The organism is Leisingera sp. F5 (assembly GCF_001593695.1).
The window spans coordinates 194,577-220,274 of sequence record NZ_LUKH01000001.1; the positions used below are offsets into that span (position 1 = coordinate 194,577).

At 59.0% G+C, this 25,698-nt stretch carries 26 protein-coding genes and 1 tRNA gene; 11 read left to right on the top strand and 16 right to left on the bottom strand.

Annotation, left to right across the window (positions count from 1 at the left end; translation table 11 throughout):
* Positions 1-95: 95 nt before the first annotated feature.
* From A2I95_RS00900 to A2I95_RS00920, 5 genes are all read left to right on the top strand, one after another.
* Complete coding sequence (locus A2I95_RS00900) at positions 96-881, top strand: ABC transporter ATP-binding protein (RefSeq protein ID WP_291726779.1); 786 nt, start codon at positions 96-98, stop codon at positions 879-881.
* Between the two features lie 91 nt (positions 882-972).
* A complete protein-coding gene (locus A2I95_RS00905) occupies positions 973-1,686 on the top strand; it encodes an ABC transporter ATP-binding protein (RefSeq protein ID WP_291726780.1) in 714 nt (237 codons plus the stop codon).
* Positions 1,687-1,689: 3 nt separating this feature from the next.
* Complete coding sequence (locus A2I95_RS00910; protein ID WP_291726783.1) at positions 1,690-2,124, top strand: hypothetical protein; 435 nt, start codon at positions 1,690-1,692, stop codon at positions 2,122-2,124.
* Entirely contained in the window at positions 2,124-3,134 is a 1,011-nt protein-coding gene (locus A2I95_RS00915; protein ID WP_291726786.1) for a branched-chain amino acid ABC transporter permease, read from the top strand. Before A2I95_RS00910 ends, A2I95_RS00915 begins: the two co-directional genes overlap by 1 nt.
* Positions 3,131-4,453, top strand: a complete 1,323-nt coding sequence (locus A2I95_RS00920) for a branched-chain amino acid ABC transporter permease (RefSeq protein WP_291726789.1) — start codon at positions 3,131-3,133, stop codon at positions 4,451-4,453. Before A2I95_RS00915 ends, A2I95_RS00920 begins: the two co-directional genes overlap by 4 nt.
* Positions 4,454-4,562: 109 nt before the next feature.
* On the opposite strand, the gene A2I95_RS00925 is transcribed toward A2I95_RS00920, so the two are convergent.
* Positions 4,563-6,107: a helicase HerA-like domain-containing protein gene (locus A2I95_RS00925; RefSeq protein ID WP_291726790.1), complete on the bottom strand. Its 1,545-nt coding sequence runs from the start codon at positions 6,105-6,107 to the stop codon at positions 4,563-4,565.
* Between the two features lie 497 nt (positions 6,108-6,604).
* On the opposite strand from A2I95_RS00925, the gene A2I95_RS00930 reads away from it, so the two are divergent.
* On the top strand, positions 6,605-7,243 hold the full coding sequence (locus A2I95_RS00930; RefSeq protein WP_129370854.1) for an invasion associated locus B family protein: 639 nt from the start codon (positions 6,605-6,607) through the stop codon (positions 7,241-7,243).
* 66 nt (positions 7,244-7,309) lie between these two features.
* On the opposite strand, the gene A2I95_RS00935 is transcribed toward A2I95_RS00930, so the two are convergent.
* The 4 genes from A2I95_RS00935 to A2I95_RS00950 are packed head-to-tail and all read right to left on the bottom strand — an operon-like array spanning position 7,310 to position 11,574.
* Complete coding sequence (locus A2I95_RS00935) at positions 7,310-8,518, bottom strand: beta-ketoacyl synthase (RefSeq protein WP_291726794.1); 1,209 nt, start codon at positions 8,516-8,518, stop codon at positions 7,310-7,312.
* A gap of 8 nt (positions 8,519-8,526) precedes the next feature.
* A complete protein-coding gene (locus A2I95_RS00940; protein ID WP_291726795.1) occupies positions 8,527-8,784 on the bottom strand; it encodes an acyl carrier protein in 258 nt (85 codons plus the stop codon).
* A 48-nt stretch (positions 8,785-8,832) separates the two neighbouring features.
* The gene (gene lpxD / locus A2I95_RS00945; RefSeq protein WP_291726797.1) at positions 8,833-9,906 is read right to left on the bottom strand and encodes a UDP-3-O-(3-hydroxymyristoyl)glucosamine N-acyltransferase; all 1,074 of its coding nucleotides are present in this window, start codon (positions 9,904-9,906) and stop codon (positions 8,833-8,835) included.
* Between the two features lie 39 nt (positions 9,907-9,945).
* Positions 9,946-11,574 (bottom strand): L,D-transpeptidase family protein, encoded by a 1,629-nt coding sequence (locus tag A2I95_RS00950; RefSeq protein WP_291726799.1) that lies wholly within the window; start codon positions 11,572-11,574, stop codon positions 9,946-9,948.
* Between the two features lie 348 nt (positions 11,575-11,922).
* Between A2I95_RS00950 and A2I95_RS00955 the strand changes: the two genes are divergently transcribed.
* Both A2I95_RS00955 and A2I95_RS00960 read left to right on the top strand, forming a co-directional pair.
* Positions 11,923-12,492: a DUF882 domain-containing protein gene (locus A2I95_RS00955; RefSeq protein WP_027258918.1), complete on the top strand. Its 570-nt coding sequence runs from the start codon at positions 11,923-11,925 to the stop codon at positions 12,490-12,492.
* Between the two features lie 168 nt (positions 12,493-12,660).
* Positions 12,661-12,737 (top strand) — tRNA-Arg (locus A2I95_RS00960).
* Positions 12,738-12,834: 97 nt separating this feature from the next.
* On the opposite strand, the gene A2I95_RS00965 is transcribed toward A2I95_RS00960, so the two are convergent.
* Together A2I95_RS00965 and A2I95_RS00970 are read right to left on the bottom strand one after the other, a co-directional pair.
* Positions 12,835-13,944, bottom strand: a complete 1,110-nt coding sequence (locus A2I95_RS00965; RefSeq protein ID WP_291726803.1) for a hypothetical protein — start codon at positions 13,942-13,944, stop codon at positions 12,835-12,837.
* A gap of 216 nt (positions 13,945-14,160) precedes the next feature.
* Positions 14,161-15,003, bottom strand: coding sequence for a LysR family transcriptional regulator (locus A2I95_RS00970; RefSeq protein ID WP_367150506.1), 843 nt, complete (start codon positions 15,001-15,003; stop codon positions 14,161-14,163).
* A gap of 125 nt (positions 15,004-15,128) precedes the next feature.
* Here A2I95_RS00970 and A2I95_RS00975 point away from each other — a divergent pair, with 125 nt between their 5' ends.
* Genes A2I95_RS00975 through A2I95_RS00985 form a run of 3 tightly spaced genes read left to right on the top strand, consistent with a single transcriptional unit; the run spans position 15,129 to position 17,533 of the window.
* Complete coding sequence (locus tag A2I95_RS00975; protein WP_291726805.1) at positions 15,129-16,262, top strand: gamma-butyrobetaine dioxygenase; 1,134 nt, start codon at positions 15,129-15,131, stop codon at positions 16,260-16,262.
* A gap of 3 nt (positions 16,263-16,265) precedes the next feature.
* Positions 16,266-16,871: an HD domain-containing protein gene (locus tag A2I95_RS00980; RefSeq protein WP_291726808.1), complete on the top strand. Its 606-nt coding sequence runs from the start codon at positions 16,266-16,268 to the stop codon at positions 16,869-16,871.
* Positions 16,868-17,533, top strand: a complete 666-nt coding sequence (locus A2I95_RS00985; protein ID WP_291726809.1) for an ureidoglycolate lyase — start codon at positions 16,868-16,870, stop codon at positions 17,531-17,533. The genes A2I95_RS00980 and A2I95_RS00985 overlap by 4 nt, the downstream gene beginning before the upstream one ends.
* Positions 17,534-17,599: 66 nt before the next feature.
* Here A2I95_RS00985 and A2I95_RS00990 read toward each other — a convergent pair whose 3' ends face one another.
* From A2I95_RS00990 to A2I95_RS01030, 9 genes are all read right to left on the bottom strand, one after another.
* Entirely contained in the window at positions 17,600-18,820 is a 1,221-nt protein-coding gene (locus A2I95_RS00990) for a cysteine desulfurase (RefSeq protein ID WP_291726812.1), read from the bottom strand.
* Positions 18,813-19,397, bottom strand: coding sequence for a YIP1 family protein (locus tag A2I95_RS00995; RefSeq protein WP_291726815.1), 585 nt, complete (start codon positions 19,395-19,397; stop codon positions 18,813-18,815). The genes A2I95_RS00990 and A2I95_RS00995 overlap by 8 nt, the downstream gene beginning before the upstream one ends.
* The gene (locus tag A2I95_RS01000) at positions 19,394-19,879 is read right to left on the bottom strand and encodes a YIP1 family protein (protein WP_291726818.1); all 486 of its coding nucleotides are present in this window, start codon (positions 19,877-19,879) and stop codon (positions 19,394-19,396) included. Before A2I95_RS01000 ends, A2I95_RS00995 begins: the two co-directional genes overlap by 4 nt.
* A complete protein-coding gene (locus A2I95_RS01005; protein WP_291726820.1) occupies positions 19,879-21,159 on the bottom strand; it encodes a SufD family Fe-S cluster assembly protein in 1,281 nt (426 codons plus the stop codon). Before A2I95_RS01005 ends, A2I95_RS01000 begins: the two co-directional genes overlap by 1 nt.
* Complete coding sequence (gene sufC / locus A2I95_RS01010; RefSeq protein WP_291726822.1) at positions 21,160-21,915, bottom strand: Fe-S cluster assembly ATPase SufC; 756 nt, start codon at positions 21,913-21,915, stop codon at positions 21,160-21,162. It lies immediately after the preceding gene.
* A gap of 74 nt (positions 21,916-21,989) precedes the next feature.
* Entirely contained in the window at positions 21,990-22,304 is a 315-nt protein-coding gene (locus A2I95_RS01015) for a heavy metal-binding domain-containing protein (protein ID WP_291726825.1), read from the bottom strand.
* 38 nt (positions 22,305-22,342) lie between these two features.
* Entirely contained in the window at positions 22,343-23,866 is a 1,524-nt protein-coding gene (sufB, locus tag A2I95_RS01020) for a Fe-S cluster assembly protein SufB (protein WP_291726827.1), read from the bottom strand.
* A gap of 15 nt (positions 23,867-23,881) precedes the next feature.
* Positions 23,882-24,925 carry a cysteine desulfurase family protein gene (locus A2I95_RS01025; RefSeq protein ID WP_291726830.1) on the bottom strand — a complete coding sequence of 348 codons (1,044 nt, stop codon included), beginning with the start codon at positions 24,923-24,925 and terminating at the stop codon, positions 23,882-23,884.
* Positions 24,926-25,054: 129 nt separating this feature from the next.
* Positions 25,055-25,513, bottom strand: a complete 459-nt coding sequence (locus A2I95_RS01030) for an Rrf2 family transcriptional regulator (protein WP_291726832.1) — start codon at positions 25,511-25,513, stop codon at positions 25,055-25,057.
* Between the last annotated feature and the right edge of the window lie 185 nt (positions 25,514-25,698).

Genomic DNA, 25,698 nt, shown 5'->3' on the forward strand with positions numbered 1-25,698 from the left:
AGACTGAAAAGACAGAGCGAAAGATCAGCCCGGGTTCCGCCCGGGCTGTTCCAAATTTAAAAACGCCGCAAAATCGCGGCAGGGGATGAAATGACATGATCGTCGTCGAGGATTTGCATAAGCACTTCGGCGGGTTCCATGCGGTTGACGGCGCTTCGCTGGAAATCGCTAAGGGGTCCATAACCGGTTTGATCGGCCCGAATGGTGCCGGCAAGACCACTTTGTTTAATGTAATCGCGGGTGTTTTGCCGCCGACCTCCGGCCGTGTCACCATGGACGGTGAGGATATCACCGGCCTGCCCCCGCATGAGTTGTTCCACAAGGGGCTGCTGCGCACCTTCCAGATTGCGCATGAGTTCTCATCCATGACGTGCCGGGAAAACCTGATGATGGTGCCGGGCGCGCAGTCGGGCGAAACCCTGTGGAACACCTGGTTCGGCCGCAAGCGGATTGCTGACGAGGAACGCGCGCTGCGGGCCAAGGCCGATGAGGTGCTGGAGTTCCTCACGATCAGCCATATTGCCGATCTGAAGGCGGGCCAGGTCTCCGGCGGCCAGAAGAAGCTGCTGGAGCTGGGCCGCACAATGATGGTGGACGCCAAGATCGTCTTTCTGGATGAGGTCGGCGCCGGCGTGAACCGCACGCTGCTTTATACCATTGCCGATGCCATCAAGCGCCTGAACGAGGAGCGCGGCTATACCTTTGTGGTGATCGAGCACGACATGGAGTTTATCGGCCGCCTGTGCGACCCGGTGATCTGCATGGCCGAAGGCAAGAAACTGGCCGAAGGCACCTTGGGCGAGATCAAGGCGAATGAGCAGGTGATCGAGGCCTATCTGGGCACCGGCCTGAAAAACAAAGACAAGCTGGAAAATACGTGATGGGCAGCACTGCAGGTTTCAGGGGCTCTGCCCCCGCCGCTGCGCGGCTCCCCCGGGATATTTTCAGCCAGAAGAACAAGGGAGGCTTTTGATGTCTGAACCCTTTTTGATCGGCGATTGCATGACAGGCGGATACGGCAAGGGGCCGGATATCCTGCATGACTGCACCATCGCTGTGAACCCCGGCGAAATCGCCGTGATCGTGGGCCCCAACGGGGCCGGGAAATCCACCGCCATGAAGGCGGTATTCGGGATGCTGAACGTGCATTCAGGGACTGTGCGGCTGGGCGGCGAGGACATCACCGCGCTGTCGCCGCAGGACCGGGTTGTGAAAGGCATGGGCTTTGTGCCGCAGACCAGCAACATCTTCACCTCGATGACGGTGGAGGAGAACCTGGAGATGGGCGCCTTTATCCGCACCGATGATTTTTCAGGGACAATTGAGCAGATCTATAACCTGTTCCCGATCTTGCGGGACAAACGCAACCAGCCGGCCGGTGAGCTGTCCGGCGGCCAGCGCCAGCAGGTGGCCGTGGGCCGCGCGCTGATGACCAAGCCCAAAGTACTGATGCTGGATGAACCCACGGCGGGTGTGTCCCCCATCGTGATGGATGAGCTGTTCGACAGGATCATCGAGGTTGCCCGCACGGGGCTGCCGGTCCTGATGGTGGAGCAGAACGCCAAGCAAGCGCTTGAGATCGCGGACAAAGGTTATGTTCTGGTGCAGGGGCGCAATGCCTATACCGGCACCGGCCAGGAGCTGCTGGCGGATCCCGAAGTGCGCAAGTCGTTCTTGGGAGGGTGAGGCATGAAAGCTACAGAATTTGGGCTTTCGTTGACACTTGCTCTTTCTCTTCCAGCTTCTCTAAACGCGGGAGTGGAAGCAATAGTTTGCCGCATCGCCGAAACTTGCACCATCGGAAACGGTTGTTCGAAGTCGAATGAGAGTTTTGAGTTCATCTTGATTGATGGAAGCCGTGGAGCGGTTCGGTTCAACGATAAGTTCGTCGATACCAAGCACGTTGGCCAAACTGCCTTTAGATGGCAGCAACACGGCCAAGAAAACTATCTTCGTTTCATTGATGACACTCAATTTCTACTGTCCCGCTTTTCGACGTCTGAAACGTTGCGCGCGAAAAGTATGACTGACGAAGAACAAGTGGAAGCTGAGTTCCAGAAACTTTCGGGCAATCACTCAGAGACGCTGGCAAACGCTTCTCTAGATTATGGGAGCTGTAACTAATGGACCTCCTAAACGCCCTTGTGGCGCTTACCAATTTTGTTGTCGTTCCCGGCCTCGCCTATGGCAGCCAACTGGCGCTTGGCGCGCTGGGAGTGACGCTGATCTACGGGATCCTGCGGTTCTCGAACTTTGCCCATGGCGACACCATGGCGTTTGGCGCGATGGTGACGATCCTGGTCACCTGGGCGTTCCAGTCGGTCGGGATCAGCTTTGGCGTCTTGCCGACGGCACTGCTGGCTCTGCCCTTTGGTATTCTGGGCACCATCGGCCTCGCGCTGCTGACGGACCGCACGGTTTACCGGTTCTACCGCGAGCAAAAGGCGAAACCCGTGATCTTTGTCATGGTCTCGCTGGGTGTGATGTTCATGATGAATGGCATCGTGCGCTTCATCATCGGCCCCGGCGACCAGCGGTTTGCTGATGGCGAGCGATTCATCATCAAGGCGCGCGCCTTCAAGCAGATGACCGGCCTGAATGAGGGCCTGGCGATCAAGACCACCCAAGGCATCACCGTGGTCACTGCGATCATCGTGGTGGCGGCGCTGTTCTGGTTCCTGAACAAGACCCGCACCGGCAAATCCATGCGGGCCTATTCCGACAACGAGGATCTGGCGCTGCTGTCGGGCATCAATCCGGAGCGCGTGGTGATGTACACCTGGATGATTGTGGCGGCACTGGCGACCATTGCAGGCGTTCTCTATGGCCTCGACAAGTCGTTCAAACCCTTCACCTATTTCCAGCTGCTGCTGCCGATCTTTGCCTCGGCCATCGTTGGCGGCCTTGGCAATCCGCTGGGCGCCATCGCGGGCGGGTTCATCATTGCGTTTTCCGAAGTGACGATCACCTATGCCTGGAAGAAGGTGCTGACCTACGGGCTGCCCGACAGCCTGGCCCCCGACGGGCTGGTTCAGCTTCTTAGCACCGACTACAAGTTCGCGGTTTCCTTTGCGATCCTGATTGTCGTCCTCCTGTTCAAGCCAACCGGCCTCTTCAAAGGGAAAGCGGTATGAGCGACACCATGAAACATACCCTTCTTTTCGTCTTTGTCGGCGTGATGATCCTGGCTGAAGGCATGACCGATTTCCTGTTCTTTTCCGGCTCCTGGAACTCGGCGCTGGTGATCCTGAACATGGGGCTGATTTCGGCCATCATGGCGATCGGGGTGAACATTCAGTGGGGCTTTGCCGGGCTGTTCAACGTCGGCATCATGGGCTTTACCGCGCTTGGCGGGCTGGCTGTGGTGCTGACCTCAACCCCGGTGATCCCCGCAGCTTGGACGTCGGGCGGCGTCAGCATTGTGATGGCACTGGTCATGGGTGCCATGACCGTGGTTGCCGGTGTGATGATCAGCAAATTCATGGCCCCCGGCAAACTGCGTGCGTTGGTGCTGGCTGGTATGATGATCGCGGGTTTCTTTGTCTACCGTGCGATCTTTGATCCGGCGGTTGGTGCGGTTGAGGCGATCAACCCGGCACTGCAGGGCAACATCGGCGGCCTGGGTCTGCCGGTGCTGCTGGCCTGGCCCGCTGGCGGGCTGCTGGCTGCGGGTGCTGCCTGGCTGATCGGCAAGACCGCTTTGGGCCTGCGGTCGGACTATCTGGCGATTGCCACGCTGGGCATCGCCGAGATCATCATTGCTGTGCTCAAGAACGAGGACTGGCTGTCGCGCGGTGTGAAGAACGTGGTCGGCCTGCCCCGTCCGCTGCCCTACGAAGTGGATCTGCAGAACGATCCGGGCTTTGTCGAGAGTGCTGCCGGATTTGGTCTCGACCCGGTTCTTGCCTCAACCATTTACGTCAAAGCAGGATATGCGCTGATGTTCACCGCAGTTCTGCTGGCGCTATTGTGGATGGCGCAGATGGCATTGAAAAGCCCCTGGGGCCGGATGATGCGCGCCATTCGCGACAACGAGACCGCGGCCGAGGCAATGGGCAAAAACGTGACCCGCCGCCATCTGCAGATCTTCGTGCTGGGATCCGCAATCTGCGGCATTGCCGGCGCGATGATGACCACACTGGACAGCCAGCTGACACCGGGCACCTACAACCCGCTGCGTTTCACCTTCCTGATCTGGGTGATGGTGATCGTCGGCGGTTCCGGCAACAACTTCGGAGCAGTTCTGGGCGGCATGCTGATCTGGTTTTTCTGGATCAAAGTGGAGCCGATGGGCATCCTGCTGATGGAGTTTGTCACCTCCGGCATGGCCGAGGGCAGCGCGCTTAAGACCCACCTGTTGGAAAGCGCCTCGCACATGCGGCTGTTCACGATGGGCTTGATACTGCTGCTTGTTCTCAGGTTCAGTCCGCGCGGGCTGATCCCTGAAAAATAAAACAGCGCCGCCCTGGATGTTCCGGGCGGCGCTTTTGGCTTCTTTCTGGTGAAAAATACTCCCGCCGGAGGCATGGGTTTGGCGCAAAGCCAAACCCGTTTCTCTTTGCTCAGCGCCCTTTGAACAGGCTGCCGAGAATGCCGCGGACAATCCGGCGCCCGGTCGTGCCCTTCAGCTCCTTGATCACCGCTTCAGACATTGCCGAGGTGAAGGTGTCTTTTTTCCGGAAAGCTTTTGCAGAAGACCGGCTGACCCTTGAACCGGAATACCGGCGGGCGGCGTTGAATTCCCGCGCCATCGGCTGGGGGGCCTCTTCTGCTGCAACCTCGGAAGTTTCTGCTTCCTGCGCTGCCGCCTCCGCGCGCTGTGCCAGAATTTCATATGCAGACTGCCGGTCCAGCGGATTGTCGTATTTCCCCGCCATGTCCGAAGCTTCCAGCATGGCCGCCCGCTCCTGCACTGTAACCGGTCCGAGCTGGGTACTTGGAGGGCGGATCAGCGTGCGTTCGACCACGCCCGGCACGCCTTTTTTCTGCAGCATAGAGGTGACAGCTTCCCCGACTCCAACTTCGCGAATAGCCTCCCCGGTGGAAAAACGCGGGTTCTCGCGGTAGGTTTCCGCCGCCAGTTTCAGATTCCTGCGGTCCCTGGCGGTAAAAGCCCGCAGCGCGTGCTGAATGCGATTGCCAAGCTGGCCGAGAATATCCTCCGGCACATCAGCCGGATTCTGGGTGATGAAGTAGATCCCAACTCCTTTGGACCGGATCAACCGCGCCACTTGTTCAACTTTGTCGACCAGAGCCTTCGGCGCATCCTCAAACAAGAGATGCGCCTCATCGAAAAAGAACACCAGACGCGGTTTCTCGGGGTCGCCCACCTCGGGCAGCTCTTCGAACAGCTCGCTCAGCAGCCACAGCAAAAAAGTTGAATAGAGCCCCGGCGCCGCCATCAGCTTGTCCGCGGCCAGAATGTTGATCATGCCCTTACCAGCCGCGTCACAGCGCATCAGGTCGCTCAGCGCCAGCGCCGGCTCCCCGAACAAGCCGGCACCGCCCTGGTTTTCCAGCACCAGCAGGCGCCGCTGGATAGCACCGATCGACGCCGGGGACACGTTGCCGTACCGCAGTGACAGCTGCGCCCGGTTTTCGCCGATCCAGACCAACAGCGATTGCAGATCCTTCAAGTCCAGCAGGGGCAAGGCGTCTTCATCTGCCAACCTGAACGCGATGTTCAAAATGCCTTCCTGCGCTTCGCTCAGCTCCAATAACCGGGACAGCAGCAGCGGGCCCATTTCCGCAACGGTTGTGCGCACAGGGTGGCCCTGCTCGCCATAAAGATCCCAAAAAGCGACCGGGCAGGCATGGTAGCAGTAATCGGCAAACCCGATCTTCTCCGCGCGCGAGGTGAAGGCGTCATGCAGTTTGTGGCTTGGTGATCCAGGCTTTGCCAAGCCGGACAGATCCCCCTTCACATCAGCAAGGATCACCGGCACGCCGGCATTGGAAAACCCTTCAGCCAGGATTTGCAGAGTGACTGTCTTGCCTGTGCCGGTTGCCCCGGCGATCAGCCCATGCCGGTTGGCGTATTTCAGAGCAAGCCCCTGCGGCGCGCCATAACCTTCGCCGCCTCCGCCCAGAAAGATACTGTCTGCCATGCCTGTCCCCTGCCTGTCTTTTTCCCTGTGGATAACAATACAACGTTAACTTTTCAGTGCGATAGTCAATCTTGCCCGCCCCTGCAAATGCGGTTGCCGTGGCGGACATTTCCTCCCTGTCAGACTGGCCGTGCCTTGTGCACGGCCTTCTTTTTTTGGCGGGACTGCCTGCTAAACAGGCAAAAACCGCGGCGTTTCAGACATCCAGGGTTCCATTCTCCCTAAATTGAAGCCTGCGCGACTTTTTTTGAACTTGCATGTTGACCGATGGCCAGCCCTTTCGTAACGTCCTACGCAATAACTAAGTCGGCCAGTCCGACGGGGAGACACAACACGAAAAAGGGAGCCGTATGGTTCCCTTTTTTGTTCCGATACAGTGACTTCCAGGCTTGAAACATTTTGCGCGGATTTCCCCGCAGATCATTTGTTATTGGCCTGACACCACCCGGCCGGCGTGGTAAACGCAAAACCAGCGTCTTTAGAAAAATGAGGCATTCATGTTGAAGTCCCTGACCCCGATCACGCTTGCCGCAGTGCTGGCCATGTCCGCCCCGCTGGCGGCACAGGAAACAGCCGCGGAAGAGACTGCGGGGGCGGAATCCGCTGAGCAGACAGAACAAACAGAATCAACTGCAGATCAGCTGTTGGACCTGGGCGAACCGGTCAGCGATGGCCCCCGGGCTGGCGACCGTTACTCCAAGGAAACGCACGGCGATTGGGATTTGGCCTGCATCAAAACTGACAGCGGCACCGATCCCTGCTCGCTGTTGCAGGTGCTGGCAGGCCCGCAAGGCAACCCGATCGCCGAAGTATCGCTGTTCCGGATTGATCAGCAAGGCGGCCAGGCCGTTGCCGGGGCCACAGTCATCGTGCCGTTGGAAACGCTGCTGCCTGCCGCGCTGACGATATCAATCGATGGCGCCCCGGCCAAACGCTACAACTATTCTTTTTGCAACCAACTGGGCTGTGTGGCGCAAATCGGCCTGACACAGGGCGACATCGACGCCTTCCGGAAAGGCAAGGAAGCCGTTCTGTCGCTGCGTCCGGCGCCCGCGCCGGATCAGGTGGTGCAGATGAAACTGTCGCTGAACGGTTTCACCGCCGGCTTTGACGTCGTGGACGTGGTCAAGCAATAAGCCCGCTGGCTTTGAAAACTGAAAACGCCGCGCGCCTTCGGGCCGCGGCGTTTTGCGTTACGGGGATCAAACCTTGCGCAGGGCCAGCACCGCGTTCAGCCCGCCAAATGCAAAGGCGTTGGACAAGACCACATCGACTTCTGCCTCGCGGGACTCGTTCGGCACCACATCCAGCGCGCATTCCGGATCGGGGTCTTCATAGCCGATGGTCGGGGCAATCACCCCGTCGCGCAATGCCATGATGCAAGCCAAAAGCTCCACCGCACCGGTGCCGCCAATCAGATGGCCATGCATGGATTTGGTGGAGGAGATCATCAGGCTGTCCGCATGGGGGCCGAATACATCCGCAACGGCAGCGCATTCGGTCTTGTCATTGGCAGCAGTGCCAGTGCCATGAGCGTTGATATAACCCACCTCAGACGCGTTGATACGGGCATTCTGCAATGCGCCCGAAATGGCGCGGGCGGCGCCCTGTTTGCTGGGCATCACGATGTCGGCTGCGTCCGATGACATGGCAAAGCCGATGACTTCGCACAGAACTTCAGCACCCCGCGCCCTGGCGTGCTCATACTCTTCGAACACAAAGATGCCTGCGCCCTCGCCCTGCACCATACCATTGCGGTTGGCGCTGAACGGACGGCAGGCGTCTTTGGACATCACCCGCAGCCCTTCCCAGGCCTTGACCCCACCAAAGCACAGCATGGATTCAGAGCCGCCGGTGATCATCACCGGGCTCATGCCCGAGCGCACCATCTGAAAAGCCTGCGCCATCGCATGGTTGGAGGACGCGCAGGCCGTGGACACGGTGAAACTGGGACCCTTGAGGTTGAACTGCATCGACACATGGCCGGCCGCCGCATTGTTCATCAGCTTGGGCACCACAAAGGGGTGCACCCGGTTCTTGCCGTCCTCGTAGACGCTGCGATAGTTCTCATCCAGCGTTTGCATGCCGCCGCCGGAATTGCCCAGAACCACGCCGGCCTTGGCAGACAGATCGCCATGGAACTCCAGGCCTGACTGTTCGATCGCCTCTTTGGCCGCAGTCAAGGTGAACTGGGTGAACCGGTCATAGAGGCTCATCTGCTGGCGGTTGAACCGCCCTTCTGCCTCAAACCCGCGGACCTGGCCGCCGATCTTAATCGCCAGCCGGTCCACATCGCGAAACTCCAGCTCTCCAATGCCGCAGCGGCCTTCGCGCATGGCCTCCAGTGTGGCGGGCACGGAGTGTCCCAGGGCATTTATGGTTCCAGCCCCGGTGATGACGACGCGCTTCATGGGCTATCTTACGCTTTTTCTAAAATCAGCTTGTCGATGCCTTCGACGATAGCCGCAACATTGGAAATGTTAAAATCACTGTTTTCGGGTTCATTGGCATTGAAGGGGATCGAAATATCAAACTCCTCCTCAATGGCGAATATGCTTTCAACCAGGCCCAGGCTGTCGATGCCCAGATCCTCCAACGTGCTGTCGAGGGTCACATCCGACGGCTCAAGAACCGCCTGTTCAGCAATAATTGCAATGACCTTGTCCTGCGTGCTCATGTGGAGATCCCCGACGTTGTGGCTGAGGCAGATGTAGTAATTCGGCCGTTACTTGAAAACAGCCTTTTTTAACAATTCGATGTCACGCATCAAACGCGGCAGGCGGCGTTGTGCTTTATACATCTCAGTATGGGTCTCCATCTTGACGCTGGGATAGCCCATGATCACCCGGCCCGCAGGCACATTCGACAGGATCTTGGTGCCGCCGCCGGCGATCACCCCGTCGCCGATGAAAATATTGTCGACCACGCCGCATTGGCCGCCCAGCACCACGTTGTTGCCGACATCGACAGAGCCGGAAATGCCGGTCTGGCCGCACAGCAGGCAATCATTCCCGACCCGGGTGTTGTGGCCCACATGCACCTGATTGTCGAGCTTGCTGCCATTGCCGATCACCGTGTCGCGGATGGTGCCGTTGTCCAAGGTGCAATTGGAGCCGATTTCCACGTCATCGCCAATGGTGACGGCCCCGAGAGAGTGGATGCGGATCCAGGCCTGTGCCTTGGCCCCGCCCTGATCGCCCATGGTCTTGCGGGCGTTTTCAGCACCGGAAACTTCGGGTGTGACATAGGAAAAACCGTCGCCGCCGACGCGTGCGCCAGGCTGGGCGCGGAAACGGGCGCCGATGGTTGCCCGGGCGCCGATCGAGACCATTTCGCGCACCTGTGCGTCCTCGCCGATCACCGCATCTGTTCCGATGTAACAATGCGGACCGATGACCGAGCGGGCGCCGATTTTGGCTCCGGCGCCAATGACGGCCAGCGGGCCAACCGACACGTCCTCACCCAGCTCAGCAGTAGGATCGATCACTGCAGAAGGGTGAATACCGGCAGCAAACCCCTGGCCGCGGTCCAGCATTGCTGTGACGCCGGACATTGTCATTCGCGGACGCGGGGCAAAGATAGCAGCCTTCAAGCCGAACGACTGCCAGTCCGCCCCGTCCCACAGCACGGCTGCCTGCGCGTTGCCTGCCTGCAGACCCTCCGCGTATTTCGGCGCCATGGCCATGGCGATCTGGCCCGCTTCGGCATCCTGCGGCTCTGCCGCGCCTGCAATTTGCAGATCCAAGTCGCCCTGGGCTTCGGTTCCCAGGGACTCAGCGATCTGGCGGATTGTGAACATGGCAGGCCCTTTCAGAATAATCCTGTGTGGGCCTGCTATTTACCCTTGAACGCCGGGCAGCACCACCCCCGCACGTTCCAGCGCCGCCCAGACCTTGGCGTCGCGGCCATAAACATCGCGGCGGAATTCCGCGCGGCCTTTGCCCGACACAACCGCAGTCCGGTAGATGATATGCACCGGCACTTTTTGCTCCAGCGGCACCTTGGTTTCCTTGCCGCTGCTCAGGATGCGGTGAAAGAATTCCTTCGGGTTTTCATTTTGCTTGGCCAGCAACGCATAGGCAAATTCAAACGGCTGTGCCAGCCGGATACAGCCGTGCGAAAAAGCGCGCACTTCGCGGGCAAACAGGCTCTTTTGCGGGGTGTCGTGCAGATAGATGTTGTATTTGTTCGGGAACATGAACTTGACCAGCCCCAGCGCGTTACGGCTGCTGGGCGGCTGCCGCATGGAGAACGGAAAGTTCCGCGCAGTATACTGTGAGAAATCAGCGGATCCCCGGTTCACCACCCGGCCGCGCCGATCGGTGATTTGGATATGGCCGACCGCGTTAGGGTTGCTCTGCAGCTTGGGCAGATACTCCTTGGTGATGATCGAGCGCGGCACATACCAGCTCGGGTTGATCACCATATGCTCCATCTCGTCGGAGAATTCCGGACTGCGGCGGTCATGCGTGTTTTTGCCGATTACAGAACGGGTTTCAAAGGTCACATCACCATTATCAACGATTTTGGCTGTGAAATCAGTCTGGTTGACCAGAATGTGCCGCTCACCCCGGTCCGGTGTCAGCCAGCGCTCACGCTCCATCGCGATGATTATGGACTTCAAACGGTTGGAAACAGGCTTGTTTACCTCGGAGATTGTACCGGCACCAGCCACGCCGTCGGTTTCCAATCCATGATCGGATTGGAAGCTTTGCACAGCCTTTTCCAGCGCGGTGTCGTAGCTGCGTGAAGCGCTCCGCTGCAAATAGCCCATCGCCATCAGACGGTTCCGCAGGGTAATGACAGCCGGGCCCTGGTCACCAGGCTCCAATTTCTTGGCGTTGACACCTGGCCCCCAGCCACCGCCCGCCAGGATCTGCTCCAGCCGCAGCTTTTCACGCATCAGCGCGCGGTATTGCGGCGATGCCGGCACCAGGCTGCGCATATATGCATGAGGCTGCTCATCCTGGATGCCTGCCAGAAAACTGGCCCCGTCTACAGTATGTTTCTTGCGGACCATGCCATCGTCGATCCGCGATGGCACCAGAAGACCGGTCTGCAGATCGGTCGCGTAATCCACCAGGGCCTGGCTCAGCGCGGCCTCGATGGTGCCGATGTCGCGCGTGGTGCGCACCTCACGCATCTGCTGCATCAGCGCGCTGACTTCTGCCGAACGGTCCGGCAGACCATGGGCACGGGTTTCATTCAAAGCCGTCAGCAGCGCATTGCGGCGCTGGCGCGAGGCCTCATCCGAACCGGTCCAAATCGCCTGATAACCGTTTTCCCGGTAAAATTTGGCCACGGCGTCGCTGCCGAAGGCAGCTTCCGCCACCGCCTGGCGGAAAGCCGCCGAAATTTCAGCCTGCGCTGAACTGGAAACAGTCCCCGCGGTCAGGCCGCCCAAGGCCAAGGCAAACAGCCCTGCTTTAATCCCCGGCAAAAAGTTTCCTGCGGATGCGCGCGTCATAATATCCGGTCCTTGAGCCGATTTTTTCTAATCTTAGCGGTGCCTATCTGAAATTCTGGTAAATGCCAGCCGGTGTTGTCCATTCACAATCGCGAAAAGTTAACATTGATGCACCGATGCCGCGTCTAAGAAGCCCAGTTGCAACAGTCGCGGGGAAAAGTTCCCTGGCCCTCCCCTTTTGCGCAAGAAATTGCCGAAAAACGGGCTATCCGTTACAGTGCGGCAAAGAAATGTTGGAACCAGATTCAGGCTGTGTCATACAAGCCGCACGTTAACTAAGACAGTTGGCGAGCCCGTAACATCGGGCGATTAGGCAGGACTAGAAGCGTACGGGACGGCGCAGTGAAAATGGCGAAAACCACGGGCACGGGGATCTCCCGGCGTTCTCTTTTGGGTGTATTTGCTGCAACCGCAGTGGCAGCAGCCCCGACCTTCTCCAATGCAGCAGGTTTCTTGCGTGGCGGCGGTGATATCCGCCGGATCCGCATGTATTCGGGCCGCACTGGCGAACGGCTGGACATGGTCTACTGGATTGACGGACAGTACATCAAAGACGCGGTCAGGGAAGTCAATCACTTCATGCGCGATTGGCGCACTGATCAGGTCAAGGACATGGACCTGCGCACCATAGATATCATGGCCGCCTCGCACAATCTTCTGGATGTGAACGAGCCCTATATGCTGCTGTCAGGCTACCGCAGCCCGAAAACCAACGCAATGCTGCGCAGCCGCTCGCGCGGGGTGGCAAAGAACTCCCTGCATATGCGCGGCCAGGCTGCCGATCTGCGGCTGGCATCACGGTCGGTGTCGCAAATGGCCAAGGCCGCCGAGGCCTGCCACGCCGGCGGTGTCGGTAAGTACCAGCGTTCGAACTTCGTGCATATGGATTGCGGTGTTGTCCGCACTTGGCGCGGCTGACCACCGGCTCTTTGCAATAATGCAAGCCTGCACACTCTAGTGCGGGCTTTTTAGTTTTCAGGACACAGGCCAGCCCGGAGCGTCCCCAGCTATGGCCATGAATTTGTAAACAGCCGGTTTTTCCCGTTGCAGAGGCTGCAAAGCACGGTTATACCCCGCTTTAACGACGCACCTGTAGCTCAGCTGGATAGAGCGCTGCCCTCCGAAGGCAGAGGCCAGAGGTTCGAATCCTCTCAGGTGCGCCAAAGTTCCCTGGAAATTGAATCGCCACTGTCTATCCAGGCTACCAGCACTCGTTGCGAATGCTGTGCTGGAATGTTCATCATCCAAGCCTCCAGCGCCTTACTCCTGAAAATCGCTAACTGCGCTGGATAGCTCAGCCGCCGCCGCGTAATAAGCGAGGCTGCGAAGATAGTCCGGAGCCTCCTCGCCAAACGCTTTCAACACCTCCTCAGCCGGTTGCATGAAATCCCCGGCAAGTTCCGGCGGAGCTGAAAGAAACTTGTTGGCCCAAGCTTCATCGTCCAGCTCACCTCCAAAGAGCGTTCGGATTTCTTGAACGATCTCCGCAAATACCCCCGGTTCAGGTGTGTTCAGTGCCGCGTTGACCAATCTTCTGAGCTCTGTGCCGCGCTGGCCTTGCAGGGAGTAATGCACCGCGGCAACTTGGCGCTTGTTCAGATGCAGCGGTAGATATCCCAAGGCGAGGTGTCCCTTTCCAGGCTTTGAAATCACGTTGAAATCGGCGCTTCGCCCATCAGCCGAAACCGTCACGGAATCTATAGGGAGAGCACTAATGCCCGCCGCGGCTTCAAGAACCGATAAAAGTTCGGACTTTTCAATGGAGCCAGAGACCCCTGCATTTAGAGAGATGCCCGCGACCAGCACTTCCCGGCCTCTGAAAACCCTTGAGATTATCGCCCGTCCACGGAAATCATACGCTAGGACGTCGGCATATGGGCTGCATTCCGGACTGGCTTCCGGATAATGCAATACGCTTTCTCCGGCAGAAGGATCCATTTGGGTCAAGCGTTCGACGTCGAATTTGGCGAGTTTTGACATCGCAAAACGCCCGCTTGCCTCGATTGTTATGAGTCCCCCTGGCCCTGCGCCGCCTGATCCTCCGACAAGCAGTTCAGCGCTCATTGTGCCCAAGAACCCTGCCTCCTTACTGTCATGGGGACCTTTTATTGAAAGTGCAGGAAAACATGTGTTTTTCTTATTGGTGCCGGCCCCTAGGATCCTTGTGCCTCTGTCAACATCAATCAGATCGCCCGGATAAATCGTATGAAGCTCTCTTGCAGGGAATGCCCCCAACGGCAGGAAGTAAAGCGCTTCTAACGCTCGGAACCGTGCTTGAACCTGCGTTACATCGGGAGAGGCATGCCCAATACCGGGTAAAAATGCTGCGGCAACCAGACCCACAGCCGCCGCATATTTTGTTACATGCATTAGAATATCCTCCGCTGTACCTATAACCGGCAAGAGAGAAACTATCGCGTTGCTCCGGACTTTCTACCGCCAGTCCGGGATTTCTCAAAAATGCCTACAGCCGTAGGCTGTGTTCCAATCCAGCGGCTTTGCTTCCCCAGCAAGCTGACAACAGCGCCTCAAGCGCCCTCAGATGCCCTGTTGTCTACACGGGTAAAATTTCACAGCTTTGCATCCCTACTGCCGGAGTGCCTGACTAAATGCCTCCAGCAGAGCTCTTTGCCGCGGCGATTTGCCAAGGCTCGGCGGCCAGGTCAGCCAATAGCCTTCAATTGTAGCCAGCTCCGGCGCAGGCGCGCATTCCAATTGCCCTGTTTGCAAGAGATTTGCAGCCAAAGCTTTGGATCCCAAAACAACACCCATCCCCAATCGGGCAGCCCGCAAGGCATGCGCCATGGAGTCTACAGACACTGGGCCGGCATCAGGTTCCGTTTCGCCCGTCACTCTGGCCCATTCCGCCCAGCCCGGCCGTTCTCCACGCAATTCTATGACCGGAAGCTGCCGCCACCCGGCCGCTTTTCCAGGTGCTGTCATTGGTTGCAGCACTTCATTTGCCAGCAAGATCCCGTCGCGCCCCTGCCAGCCTCCGCGTCCGTACCGGATGTGCAATGCCCCGTCGGCCGCCTCAAACTCCAGTCGTTTCGGGACGGTTTCCGTAACCAGGCGCAGATCCGGGTAAGCTTTCGAAAACAAACCCAACCGTGGCAACAACAGCATTTCCAGATGCGATGGCAAAGCCGCAACCCTCAGCTCCCGGGCACTTTGGCCAAATAGATTATCGGTGCCCTGTTCCAGAGCGAGCAGAGTGTCATGGACCAGCGGCAGGTAACTTTCACCATCCACAGTCAGTATCACACCGCGCGCCGAGCGAATAAAAAGCTGCCGCCCCAGCCAGGATTCCAGGTTTCGGATCCGCTGGCTGACCGCGGCCTGTGTTGCGCCGAATTCCTCCGCTGCAGCTGTGAAACTGCCAAGCCGGCCAGCCGCTTCAAACACCTTCAGCCAGTCGAGCGGCGGCAAGCCCTGTTTGGTTGCTTTCTTAGGCATTAGAAAACCTAACCCTCAAACCCCGGTTTTCGTCGTTCTCTTGATGGCTCAGCCTCGGTATTAGCGCAAGGGAGAACCAAGCCAACCGGAGAGATCCCATGCCCCGTTCCGTAACCGCTGACACATCCGGCAGTTATCTGACTCTGACTCTTGAAGACGGTCAACAGTGCCGTTTTCACGCGATCTGGCTGCGCGACAATGCGCTGGATCCAGAAACCCGCGCACCGGGCAACGGCCAGCGCCTGATCACCATTGGCGACATACCTGCAGACACCAGGATCAGCACCGCATTGGTGGAAAACGACGCCTTGACAGTGACCTTCTCGCCCGAAGGCAAGACCGTCACATTCCCCGGTGCCTGGTTGAAGTCACACGCCTATGATGTTGACAAAGCGTCTGATTTTGGCCGCGTTGCACCAGAAATTGTAACCTGGAACAGCAACCAGCCCGCCCCGGCGTTTGACTGGAACGATGTGCTGTCCGATCCTTTGGTCAAGCGTGATTGGCTGGACGCAATTGCGCGTCTTGGCTTTGCCAAGCTGGTTAACGGCCCCGTCAAGGAAGGCGCGCTGATCGACTGTGCGGAGATGTTCGGATTTGTGCGCGAAACCAACTACGGACGCTTCTTTGAAGTACGAACCGAGGTGAACCCGACCAACCTTGCATATACCGGCCTGGGCCTGCAGGCGCATACCGATAACCCCTACCGCGATCCGGTGCCAAGCTTGCAGATCCTGTATTGCCTGGAAAATTCGGCAGAAGGCGGCGACAGCATCGTGGTGGACGGATTCCGCGCGGCGGAACGGCTGCGCGAAGAAGACCCGGAAGGGTTTGCCCTGCTGGCCGGCTATCCGGCCCGGTTCGAATACAAAGGCTCCGATGGCGTGCATCTGCGCGCACGCCGCCCGATGATAGAACTCGCGCCTGATGGCGAGATGATCGGTATGCGCTTCAACAACCGATCCTCGGCGCCGTTCATGGACGTGCCCTTTGAGAAGATGGAAGCCTATTATGCCGCCTACCGGCGTCTGGGTGAGTTCATTGACGATCCCGACATGGGTGTTGCGTTCAAACTGGAGCCCGGCGAGAGCTTTATCGTCGATAACACCCGCGTGTTGCACGCCCGCCTTGGCTATTCCGGATCGGGCTCCCGCTGGCTGCAGGGGTGCTACGCCGACAAGGACGGGTTGCTGTCGACCCTGAACGTTCTGAACGCCCAGATGGAGGGCTGAATAATGAGCAAGCCGGATTTCAGCACGCTGACCCAGGACAACATTGTCGCCTTCATCGGTGATATCTTTGACCGCCGCGGCGATGAGGAGTACCTTGGTGAACCGGTCACCATGACCGAACATATGCTGCAAGGCGCCACCATAGCCGAAGCGAACAATCAGCCGGAAGAGATCATCGTGGGGGCGCTTCTCCACGATATCGGCCATTTCACCAGCGAGTTCGGGACATTCTCCATGGATGACACCGAAGACCGGTTTCATGAGGAGGCAGGCGCCGAGGTGCTGGAGCAGTTCTTCCCCTCGGTGATAACCGATTGCGTGCGCTATCACGTGGCAGCGAAACGCTATCTCTGCGCCACCAAGCCGGAATATTTCAACCGTTTGTCAGAGGCTTCCATCCATTCCCTGAACCTGCAGGGCGGACCGATGAATGCAGAAGAAGCGGCGGAGCTGGAGCTGAACCCGAATCTCAAGCAGATCATCGCAGTACGCTATCTGGATGAGGCTGGCAAACGCGCGGATATGGACACGCCCGATTACTGGCACTTTGCACCAATGGTGCAGCGGATGGTCGACAGGCATATGGGTGCTGGAGATTCTGCAAAGTGAGCGCGCCGGAGTACATCTTTGAGGCCAGCTCCAAACCCTCACTGCCGTGGCACGAGGTGCCGCTGATCCGGGCGACCGAGGAAAGCGTCGAGGGCTATGGCTGCCTGGTGGAGGATCCGGACGCCTTCGAGATCGAGATTGTCCAGTGGCCTGCCCAGGGCTGGCGCCCGATCGACGAGGGCACCGGGGATGAGGGTGGCTGGGTCGAGGGCACATTCCGCTGCGGCTGGCGCGGGGACGTACTGTATGGCGAAAATGAAGCGGTCAACGGCAATTATGTGCTGGGCTGGTCCGCTGATCCGCAAACGGCACAGACCGCCGAGCAGACCGCGCCGCGGGATCGGGTGCTGCTGTGGCACATGAACTATCACCCCGACGGCGGGCAGATGTTTTTTCCGCTGGAGAACAAACCCTTCATCGTGCCGACCGCTCTGCCGGGGGATGATCTGACGCCGGAGAAGGTCGTGGCCTTCTGGTGCGACGGGTCAAAAGGGCTCTATATCCATCCCAACATCTGGCACGAGGGAATTTTCCCGGTAGAGAACAACCAGCGCTTTCGCGACCGCCAGGGCAAGGTGCACGCGCGGGTCAGCTGCGATGTGGGCAAGGAGTTTGGGGTCTACCTGTCCTGCCCGTTGCGCGCGGATAAGATCCAAGGGTAAGACGCGGCCCTTAAACCACAAACGGCGCCTCGCAGGGCGCCGTTTTCGTCTGCTCTTCAGCCAGTGTCAGACAAACAATTCGTGTGCCAGCTCCAGCGCATCGATCAGCGTATCGACCTCTTCCTTAGTGTTATAGAGACCAAAAGAAGCACGGCATGTTGCGGACACGCCCAAATGATCCATCAGCGGCCCGGCGCAGTGATGGCCTGCACGCACCGCCACACCCTTTTTATCGAGGATAGTGGAGACGTCATGAGGATGTGCGGCGCCTTCCATTGTGAAGCTGAAAATAGCAGCCTTACCAACTGCTTGCCCTTGCACATTCACCCAGTTCAAGCCTGTCAGACGCTGCATTGCATAATCGCGCAACCCGCCTTCATGCTTGGCGATGTTCTCCATGCCGAGGTCCATCATGTAGTCCAGCGCAACGCCAAAGCCGATGGTCTGCACGATGCCCGGCGTGCCGGCTTCGAACTTCATTGGAGGATCATTGTAGATGATCTGATCCATGGAGACTTCCTTGATCATGTCGCCGCCGCCGATAAACGGGCGCATCTCGGCCATGCGTTCTGGCTTAATATAGATCGCACCGGAGCCGGAAGGACCATATAGCTTATGCCCGGTAATCGCGTAGAAGTCACAACCGATGTCCTGCACATCGACCGGCATATGAACAGCACCTTGCGAGCCATCCACCAGCACCGGCACCCCCTTGGCATGGGCGCCTTGGGTGATCGCCTTCACGTCCACAACGGTGCCCAGCACATTGGAGCATTGGGTAACCGCAACCAGTTTGGTCTTGGGAGTGATCGCGTCGATCACCTTCTGCGGGTCCAGGCTGCCGTCATCGGCCACATCCACCCACTTCAGCACCACGCCCTGGCGTTCCCGCAGGAAGTGCCAGGGGACAATATTGGCGTGGTGTTCCATCACCGACAAGATGATCTCATCCCCCGCCTCCAACCGCGGCATGGCCCAGCCATAGGCGACCAGATTGATGCCCTCGGTGGTGCCCGAATTCAGCACGATGGCGTTTTCATCACCGGCATTCAGGAAGTGGGAAATGATACCGCGAACAGCCTCGTATTTCTCGGTCGCGAGATTAGAAAGGAAATGCAAGCCACGGTGAACGTTGGAATATTCCTCGGCATAGGCGCGTGTTACCGCATCAATCACGACCTGCGGTTTCTGGGCCGACGCACCGTTGTCGAGATAAGTCAGCGGCTTGCCGTTCACCTCACGCGCAAGGATCGGAAAGTCGGCACGTATTTTTTCCACGTCATACATGTTCGGGAAGTCCCAGATTGGCTGGGCCGATCAGACCCACGATAAAGAGAAGGGCAAACACCAGGATCATGCTGGCCATCAAAACCACACCAAGCGACCGCCAGACAGAGCCGAACCTGTGCGCTGTATTGACGAAGTGCAAGAGGATAAAGAACACCATGATGTTCGCCGCAATATTCAGCAGGGCAGCCAGGGCCGGCAGCACCAGAAGCATTGCAACGACGGCGGCGTTGAGACCCGCCTGCAGCAATTGCAGCCAGGTCACCAGTGCAAGCAGCGCTGCCAGATTGCCTTGACCGCCCAGCCATCGGCCGGTGGTTGAAAGCATGGCGATGAAGCTGATCTGCAGCAGCAGAATAACCGCAAAGTAGGCGCCAGGCGCAAACCGCGGTATCAAAACCTCAGGCGGCAGCGGAAACAGCACTTGCTGCAATGTATAGACGCAAGTGTTCAGCACCACCGACAGCAGAAAGCCTGTCCACAACGCCTCGCGCGGCCAATCCTGTGCCAGAATCTGCTGCGCAGCATCTCGCGGCGATTTCACCGTCAGCAGGGCAAAGGCGGCCAGTGTGTTCATTGCTTTGCCCAATACCCTTGGATCATGCCGGACACCCAGAACCACAGGAAGACAGCACACCACAGTGCCCCCACCAGGTTCAAGGCGGGACCAGTCCCGATGAAGCCAGCGACAAGCCCGTTCAGCAGCATCAGCGGGCTGGCTGCCAGAAAGGCCCAGAACAGCGCCAGCCGGGCACAGTAGGCTTCACCCTGCCCGCCTGCCGCGCGGGCAATCCAATGCGCGGCCAGTGCCAGCACATAAAGAAGCAGCGGCGCGATGAAGACGATGCCCAGCAATGACCCGCCCAGCAGCATATTCAGCTCTTGACCGGACAGATGCGCCTCGCGCGCCAGTTTCGGCATCTGCGCAACAAAGGTCAGCACGCAGCCGCTGAGCAGGAAAATCAGCAGCCGGTCTTCGCGCACGCCCATGTCCAGAAGCCGCGCAAACACTTTGCGCGGCCCCCTGTAGGTTGCCGGGATATCCGTGGTGACGGACATCAGCGGCGCCGGGCCAGCCAGCCTTCGAGGCGGGAAATGATGTCGGCCGCGATCTCCGCGTCCTCAATCTCTTCCACCGCTTCTGCCAGAAAGGCCAGCGTCATCAGATCGGTTGCCTCGGCATGCGGCACACCGCGGGAGCGCAGGTAGAACAGGCCTTCCTCGTCGATCGCCCCGGAAGTGGAGCCATGCGAGCAAGCCACGTCGTCGGCGTAAATCTCCAGCTCAGGCTTGGCCAGGAACTGGCTGTCGCCGTCCAGCAGAAGAGACTGGGAAATCTGATACCCGTCAGTCTTTTGCGCCCCTTCCTTCACCAGAATCTTACCCTGGAACACGCCGGTGGCACCATTACGCAGCACCTTTTTGAACACCTGACGGCTTTCGCAGTTCACCGCGTCATGGGTGATGAACACGGTGTCGTCGTGATGGAAATCGCCATCGCCGACGCAAGCGCCCGCAATATGCGCAACCGCGTCATCGCCGGTCAGTTCGATCACCGCCTCGTTGCGAGTCAGCACGCCGTTCACGGTCAGAGTGAAGGACTTGAACACAGACTCGGTGCCAAGGCGGGTGAACAGATGCGTTGCCGCACGGCGCTCGTGATCCCGGCCCTGTGCCCGCACCAGATGCAGCTTGCCGCCGTCGGCAATGTCGATCTCCATGCACTTGTTAAAGCGCGAGGCCGCCGGGCCGTTTTCCAGGATTGTCACCTCGGCGCCACTTTCCACGCGAACCACATGATGCAGGATCGCGTCGGAATTTTCATCCGAGTGCACATAGGTGAAGTTGATCGGCTTGACGGCCTTACCGGTCACCCGGATCGCAACGCCATCGGTGGCAAAAGCCGTGTTCAAAGCCGCCAGCGGGCGTTCCACCGGGGTTTGTCCGCGAGCTTCAAGAACACCGTACAAGTCTTTGGCCCAATGGATATCCTTGCAGCAGATATCCTCGATCCGGTCGATGGCCACACCTTCCAGCGACAAATCATCCGAGGCTTCAGCGTCGAAAACACCATCGACAAAAACAATATTCAGCCGCTCAAAGGCGCTGAACATCGGCGTCTCTTCCGCGGCAAACACAGCCGCCTTGGCTGCCTCCGCCTGCACCAGCGTTTCGGGGCGGGTGTATTTCCAGTATTCATCCCGGCGGCTGGGCAGACCCATGGTCTGGACCCGCGACAACGCTGCCTGGCGGGCCGCCTTGAGGCAGCCGCTTTCAGGCAGCGTCAGCGCCGACAGCCGCGCCTCGGTTGCGCTTTGCTTGACTTCAGGCAGGGCCATTTACGCCTCCTCTGCCAGGATGCCGGCATAGCCATTGTTCTCGACTTCCAGCGCCAGCTCTGGGCCGCCGGTCTTGACGATGCGGCCGCCTGCCAGAATGTGCACCACGTCCGGTTTGATGTGGTCCAGCAGGCGCTGATAGTGGGTGATCACCAGGAAGCCGCGGCCCTCGTCACGCAGGGCGTTCACGCCTTCAGCCACCAGTTTCATCGCATCCACGTCGAGGCCGGAGTCGGTCTCGTCCAGGATGCACAGCTTCGGCTCCAGCATCGCCATCTGCAGGATTTCGTTGCGCTTTTTCTCACCGCCGGAGAAGCCGACGTTGACCGGGCGCTTCAGCATATCGGCGTCGATCTTGAGGGTCTTTGCCTTGGCGCGGATGATCTTCAGGAAGTCGGAGGCCGACAGCTCGTCTTCGCCGCGGGCTTTGCGCTGTGAGTTCACCGCGGTGCGCAGAAAGGTCATGTTGCCAACGCCGGGGATTTCCACCGGGTACTGGAATGCCAGGAACATACCGGCTGCTGCGCGCTCTTCCGGCTCCATCTCCAGGATGTCTTCGCCTTCCAGCGTGGCGGACCCGTCTGTGACCTCGTAACCGTCGCGGCCCGACAGCACATAAGACAGGGTGGATTTGCCCGAACCGTTCGGCCCCATGATGGCATGTACCTTGCCTGCTTCGACCTTCAGGTCGACGCCTTTCAGGATCTGCTTGTCTTCGTCTTCAAGTTTGACGTGCAGGTTTTTGATTTCGAGCATTTTTTCCTCGTCTCACATGTCTTGCGGGCATGCGGCCCGCGATATTCCCAGGCCCCAGCGGAGCCGTTACATTCTTAGCCCAGCACCACTGCGGTGCCGCTGGCCGAGACCATCAGCATGGACTGACCAACCACTTCATAATCCAGATCCACCCCGACGACGGCGTTGGCCCCCTTGTCCCGGGCGCGGTCTTCCAGCTCTGCCAGTGCGGTTTCGCGGGCATCCTGCAGTTTGCCTTCATAAGCGCCGGAGCGGCCGCCGACGATGTCGGTGATCGAGGCAAAAACATCGCGCACCACATTGGCGCCCATAATCGCCTCGCCTACCACGATGCCCTTGTATTCGGCGATCTGGTAGCCTTCGACGCTTGGTGTGGTTGTGATGATCATGCTCTTGCCTCCCTGCGGTGATGCCCAAGGGCCTGCCATCAGCCGACAGACCCTTCCAGCGAGATCGCCACCAGCTGTTGCGCTTCCATAGCGAACTCCATTGGCAGCGCCTGCAGCACGTCCTTGCAGAAGCCGTTGACCACCAGGGCCACCGCCTCTTCCTCATCCATACCGCGCTGGCGGCAGTAGAACAGCTGGTCGTCGTCCACTTTCGACGTCGTCGCCTCATGCTCAACGCGGGAGGAGTTGTTCTTGACCTCGATATAGGGAACCGTGTGGGCGCCGCATTTACCGCCGATCAGCAGCGAGTCGCACTGGGTGTAGTTGCGGCTGTCCTTGGCCTTGGGGTGCATCGACACCAGACCGCGGTAGGTGTTTTGCGCTTTACCGGCACTGATCCCCTTGGAAACGATGCGGCTCTTTGTGTTTTTGCCAAGGTGCACCATCTTGGTGCCGGTGTCGGCCTGCTGCATGTTGTTGGCGATAGCGATCGAGTAGAACTCGCCCTGGCTTTCATTGCCGCGCAGAATGCAGGACGGGTATTTCCAGGTCACGGCAGAGCCGGTTTCCACCTGGGTCCACATCACCTTGGCGCGGTCGCCCCGGCAATCGGCGCGTTTGGTGACAAAGTTGTAGATGCCGCCCTTGCCGTTCTCATCGCCCGGATACCAGTTCTGGACGGTGGAGTATTTCACCTCGGCGTCTTCTTCGATGATGATTTCAACCACTGCGGCGTGCAGCTGGGCAATGTCGCGGGCCGGTGCAGTGCAGCCTTCCAAGTAGCTGACATAGCTGCCTTTATCGGCAATGATCAGCGTGCGTTCAAACTGGCCGGTGTTTTCCGCATTGATGCGGAAATAGGTCGACAGCTCCATCGGGCAGCGCACGCCCGGCGGCACATAGACAAACGAGCCGTCCGAGAATACGGCCGAGTTCAGCGTGGCGTAGAAGTTGTCGGACACCGGAACCACCGAGCCGAGGTATTTTTTGACCAGCTCAGGATGCTCGCGGATGGCTTCGGAAATCGAGCAGAAGATGACGCCCGCTTCCTTCAGCTCTTTCTGGAATGTGGTGCCGACAGAAACGGAGTCGAAAACAGCGTCCACGGCAACCTTGCGGCCCTCGGCGGGCGCATTCTCTGCGCCCTCGACGCCGGCCAGAATCATCTGTTCTTTCAGCGGGATACCCAGCTTTTCATAGGTCGCCAGCAGTTTGGGGTCGACCTCGTCCAGCGACTTGGGCTTCACTTCCATCGACTTGGGACGGGCATAGTAATACTGGTCCTGGAAATCGATTTCCGGATAATCGACCATCGCCCAAGTCGGCTCTTCCTTGGTCAGCCAGCGCTCATAGGCTTCCAGACGCCAGTTCAGCATCCATTCCGGCTCTTCGTTCTTTTCCGAAATCAGCCGGACGATATCCGTGGTCAGCCCTTTGGGGGCGTATTCCATCTCGATATCGGTTTCCCAACCGTATTTGTAAGCACCGCCAACCTCGCGGACTGCGTCCACGGTTTCCTGGTCAACACCATCCTTGACTTGGGTCTGGTCCAAAGCGGCCATTTGTCTTCTCCTCACTCACGCCGCGCGGGCGCGATGTTTCTTTTCTTTTTGCAGCCACGCATCGGCAAAGCGCAGCACATCTTCTTCTGTTGTCTCCGGCCCCAGCGACACGCGGATTGCACCTTGCGCCGTGGCCTCGTCATATCCCATTGCGGTCAGCACCGCGCTGGAGCGCACCTTGCCGCTGGAACAGGCGCTGCCCGCGCTGATGGCAAATCCCGCCAGATCCATCTGCATGACCTGGGTTTCGCCCTTCCAGCCCGGCGTCGCAAAACACAAAGTGTTCGGCAGCCGCCTCTGATCCTTCCCGACAAAAATAGTATGGCTTGCGCCAGACACAAGCGCCTTTTCTAGAATATTTCTAAGTTCTGCAACCCTGTCCCAGACACCATTTGCCAGATCTTTTGCCGCTGCTTCAGCTGCAGCGCCGAAGCCCGCGATTCCAATGACATTTTCAGTGCCCGACCGGCGGCCCATCTCTTGCCCGCCGCCCCTGATCTGGGCAGGCAAATCAGTGCCGCGTTTGATCACAACTGCGCCGATCCCCTTGGGTCCGCCCAGTTTATGCGCAGATATCAGCGCCATTCGGGTGCCCAGCCAGTTGAACGCTACCGGCATTTTCCCAAAAGCCTGGGTCGCATCGGTCACCGCCAGCCCGTCCGGCAAGTGCTGCATTACGCCGGTTTCGGAATTGGCCAATTGCACTGTACAGGAAGCAGGATCCGTAACCGCGACTGTCCCATCGGCACTTACCTCAAGATCTTCCACCGTCCAGGCGCGCACTGCATCATGCTCCACCGGGGCGCCATGCAGCCCGCGGCCAGCCAATGCCAGCGATGCGCCCTCCGTGGATCCGGAGGTGAACACGATATCCGCACCGCCAGCCCCAAAAGCAGCCGCTACCTGCGCCCGCACTTTCTCGACCAAAGATTTGGCGGCCCGGCCTTCGGCATGCACCGACGACGGGTTGCCGCAGACATCCATAGCCGCAATCATTGCCGCCCGCGCCTCGGGGCGCAGGATGGCGGTGGCGTTATGGTCAAGATAAACGCGTGTCATAGAGTCATCTTTTTGCGGATCGCTGCCGCCTCATACGCTGCCTCGCAGCATTTCGCAAAGCTTTCCCGCGGAAATTGAGCGGTATCCGCGCTGTATCCGGAAAGACGGGGAAAGCGCATTCCCGGCACGTCAGTCATCCACCACAGCAAACAGATTAGGCACCGCCGGGCACGGCGCCAGATCGTTCTTGATGACGTCGGACAGGCGGGTCTGGTGCAGGAACACATAGACATGCGCGCTCAGCCCCTCCCACAGGCGGTTGGTCAGCGATTGCGCCCGGCTGCCGGACAGCGCGCCCGATGCACCTGCCCCCTTGTGCATCGCATCAACCGTTTCATCCACGGCAGATAGCACATCGACCACCCGGATCTCTGATGGCACCATCGCCAGCCGGTAACCGCCGCCAGGTCCGCGCACCGACTCGACCAGCCCTGCCCGGCGCAGCTTGACAAACAGCTGCTCCAGATACGGCAGCGAGATATCCTGCCGCTTGGAGATATCCCCCAGCGGCACCAAATTGCCCTGCGGCTGCAGCGCGATATCCGCCAGCGCGACCATTGCATAGCGCCCTTTGGTGGAAAGCTTCATAATTTACCCCTCGAAACCAGGGCGCGAGTGCGAAAACATTGACCTTCCCCGCGTCTGTGCGTATCTCAGCCTGACGGTGTATGGCGAGGCCAGCGCCCTTGATTAGAACTGTTCTAAGATGCCCGACGGAACCCGTCAAGTTTTCTGCCGGCAGTCGCGAGAACGAGAGTAGGATTTGAACCACC

What these genes read in the sequence shown, in the direction of transcription:
- A2I95_RS00905 (WP_291726780.1), top strand. Translation starts at nt 973, where the DNA reads ATGTCTGAACCCTTTTTGATCGGCGATTGCATGACAGGCGGATACGGC.
- A2I95_RS00980 (WP_291726808.1), top strand. Translation starts at nt 16,266, where the DNA reads ATGAGCAAGCCGGATTTCAGCACGCTGACCCAGGACAACATTGTCGCC.
- A2I95_RS00990 (WP_291726812.1), bottom strand. Translation starts at nt 18,820, where the DNA reads ATGTATGACGTGGAAAAAATACGTGCCGACTTTCCGATCCTTGCGCGT.
- A2I95_RS00920 (WP_291726789.1), top strand. Translation starts at nt 3,131, where the DNA reads ATGAGCGACACCATGAAACATACCCTTCTTTTCGTCTTTGTCGGCGTG.
- A2I95_RS01000 (WP_291726818.1), bottom strand. Translation starts at nt 19,879, where the DNA reads ATGTCCGTCACCACGGATATCCCGGCAACCTACAGGGGGCCGCGCAAA.
- A2I95_RS00950 (WP_291726799.1), bottom strand. Translation starts at nt 11,574, where the DNA reads ATGACGCGCGCATCCGCAGGAAACTTTTTGCCGGGGATTAAAGCAGGG.
- A2I95_RS00955 (WP_027258918.1), top strand. Translation starts at nt 11,923, where the DNA reads ATGGCGAAAACCACGGGCACGGGGATCTCCCGGCGTTCTCTTTTGGGT.
- A2I95_RS01005 (WP_291726820.1), bottom strand. Translation starts at nt 21,159, where the DNA reads ATGGCCCTGCCTGAAGTCAAGCAAAGCGCAACCGAGGCGCGGCTGTCG.
- A2I95_RS00900 (WP_291726779.1), top strand. Translation starts at nt 96, where the DNA reads ATGATCGTCGTCGAGGATTTGCATAAGCACTTCGGCGGGTTCCATGCG.
- A2I95_RS00925 (WP_291726790.1), bottom strand. Translation starts at nt 6,107, where the DNA reads ATGGCAGACAGTATCTTTCTGGGCGGAGGCGGCGAAGGTTATGGCGCG.
- A2I95_RS00930 (WP_129370854.1), top strand. Translation starts at nt 6,605, where the DNA reads ATGTTGAAGTCCCTGACCCCGATCACGCTTGCCGCAGTGCTGGCCATG.
- A2I95_RS00915 (WP_291726786.1), top strand. Translation starts at nt 2,124, where the DNA reads ATGGACCTCCTAAACGCCCTTGTGGCGCTTACCAATTTTGTTGTCGTT.
- A2I95_RS01015 (WP_291726825.1), bottom strand. Translation starts at nt 22,304, where the DNA reads ATGATCATCACAACCACACCAAGCGTCGAAGGCTACCAGATCGCCGAA.
- A2I95_RS01025 (WP_291726830.1), bottom strand. Translation starts at nt 24,925, where the DNA reads ATGACACGCGTTTATCTTGACCATAACGCCACCGCCATCCTGCGCCCC.
- A2I95_RS00995 (WP_291726815.1), bottom strand. Translation starts at nt 19,397, where the DNA reads ATGAACACACTGGCCGCCTTTGCCCTGCTGACGGTGAAATCGCCGCGA.
- sufC (WP_291726822.1), bottom strand. Translation starts at nt 21,915, where the DNA reads ATGCTCGAAATCAAAAACCTGCACGTCAAACTTGAAGACGAAGACAAG.
- A2I95_RS01030 (WP_291726832.1), bottom strand. Translation starts at nt 25,513, where the DNA reads ATGAAGCTTTCCACCAAAGGGCGCTATGCAATGGTCGCGCTGGCGGAT.
- A2I95_RS00975 (WP_291726805.1), top strand. Translation starts at nt 15,129, where the DNA reads ATGCCCCGTTCCGTAACCGCTGACACATCCGGCAGTTATCTGACTCTG.
- A2I95_RS00940 (WP_291726795.1), bottom strand. Translation starts at nt 8,784, where the DNA reads ATGAGCACGCAGGACAAGGTCATTGCAATTATTGCTGAACAGGCGGTT.
- A2I95_RS00965 (WP_291726803.1), bottom strand. Translation starts at nt 13,944, where the DNA reads ATGCATGTAACAAAATATGCGGCGGCTGTGGGTCTGGTTGCCGCAGCA.
- A2I95_RS00935 (WP_291726794.1), bottom strand. Translation starts at nt 8,518, where the DNA reads ATGAAGCGCGTCGTCATCACCGGGGCTGGAACCATAAATGCCCTGGGA.
- A2I95_RS00910 (WP_291726783.1), top strand. Translation starts at nt 1,690, where the DNA reads ATGAAAGCTACAGAATTTGGGCTTTCGTTGACACTTGCTCTTTCTCTT.
- lpxD (WP_291726797.1), bottom strand. Translation starts at nt 9,906, where the DNA reads ATGTTCACAATCCGCCAGATCGCTGAGTCCCTGGGAACCGAAGCCCAG.
- sufB (WP_291726827.1), bottom strand. Translation starts at nt 23,866, where the DNA reads ATGGCCGCTTTGGACCAGACCCAAGTCAAGGATGGTGTTGACCAGGAA.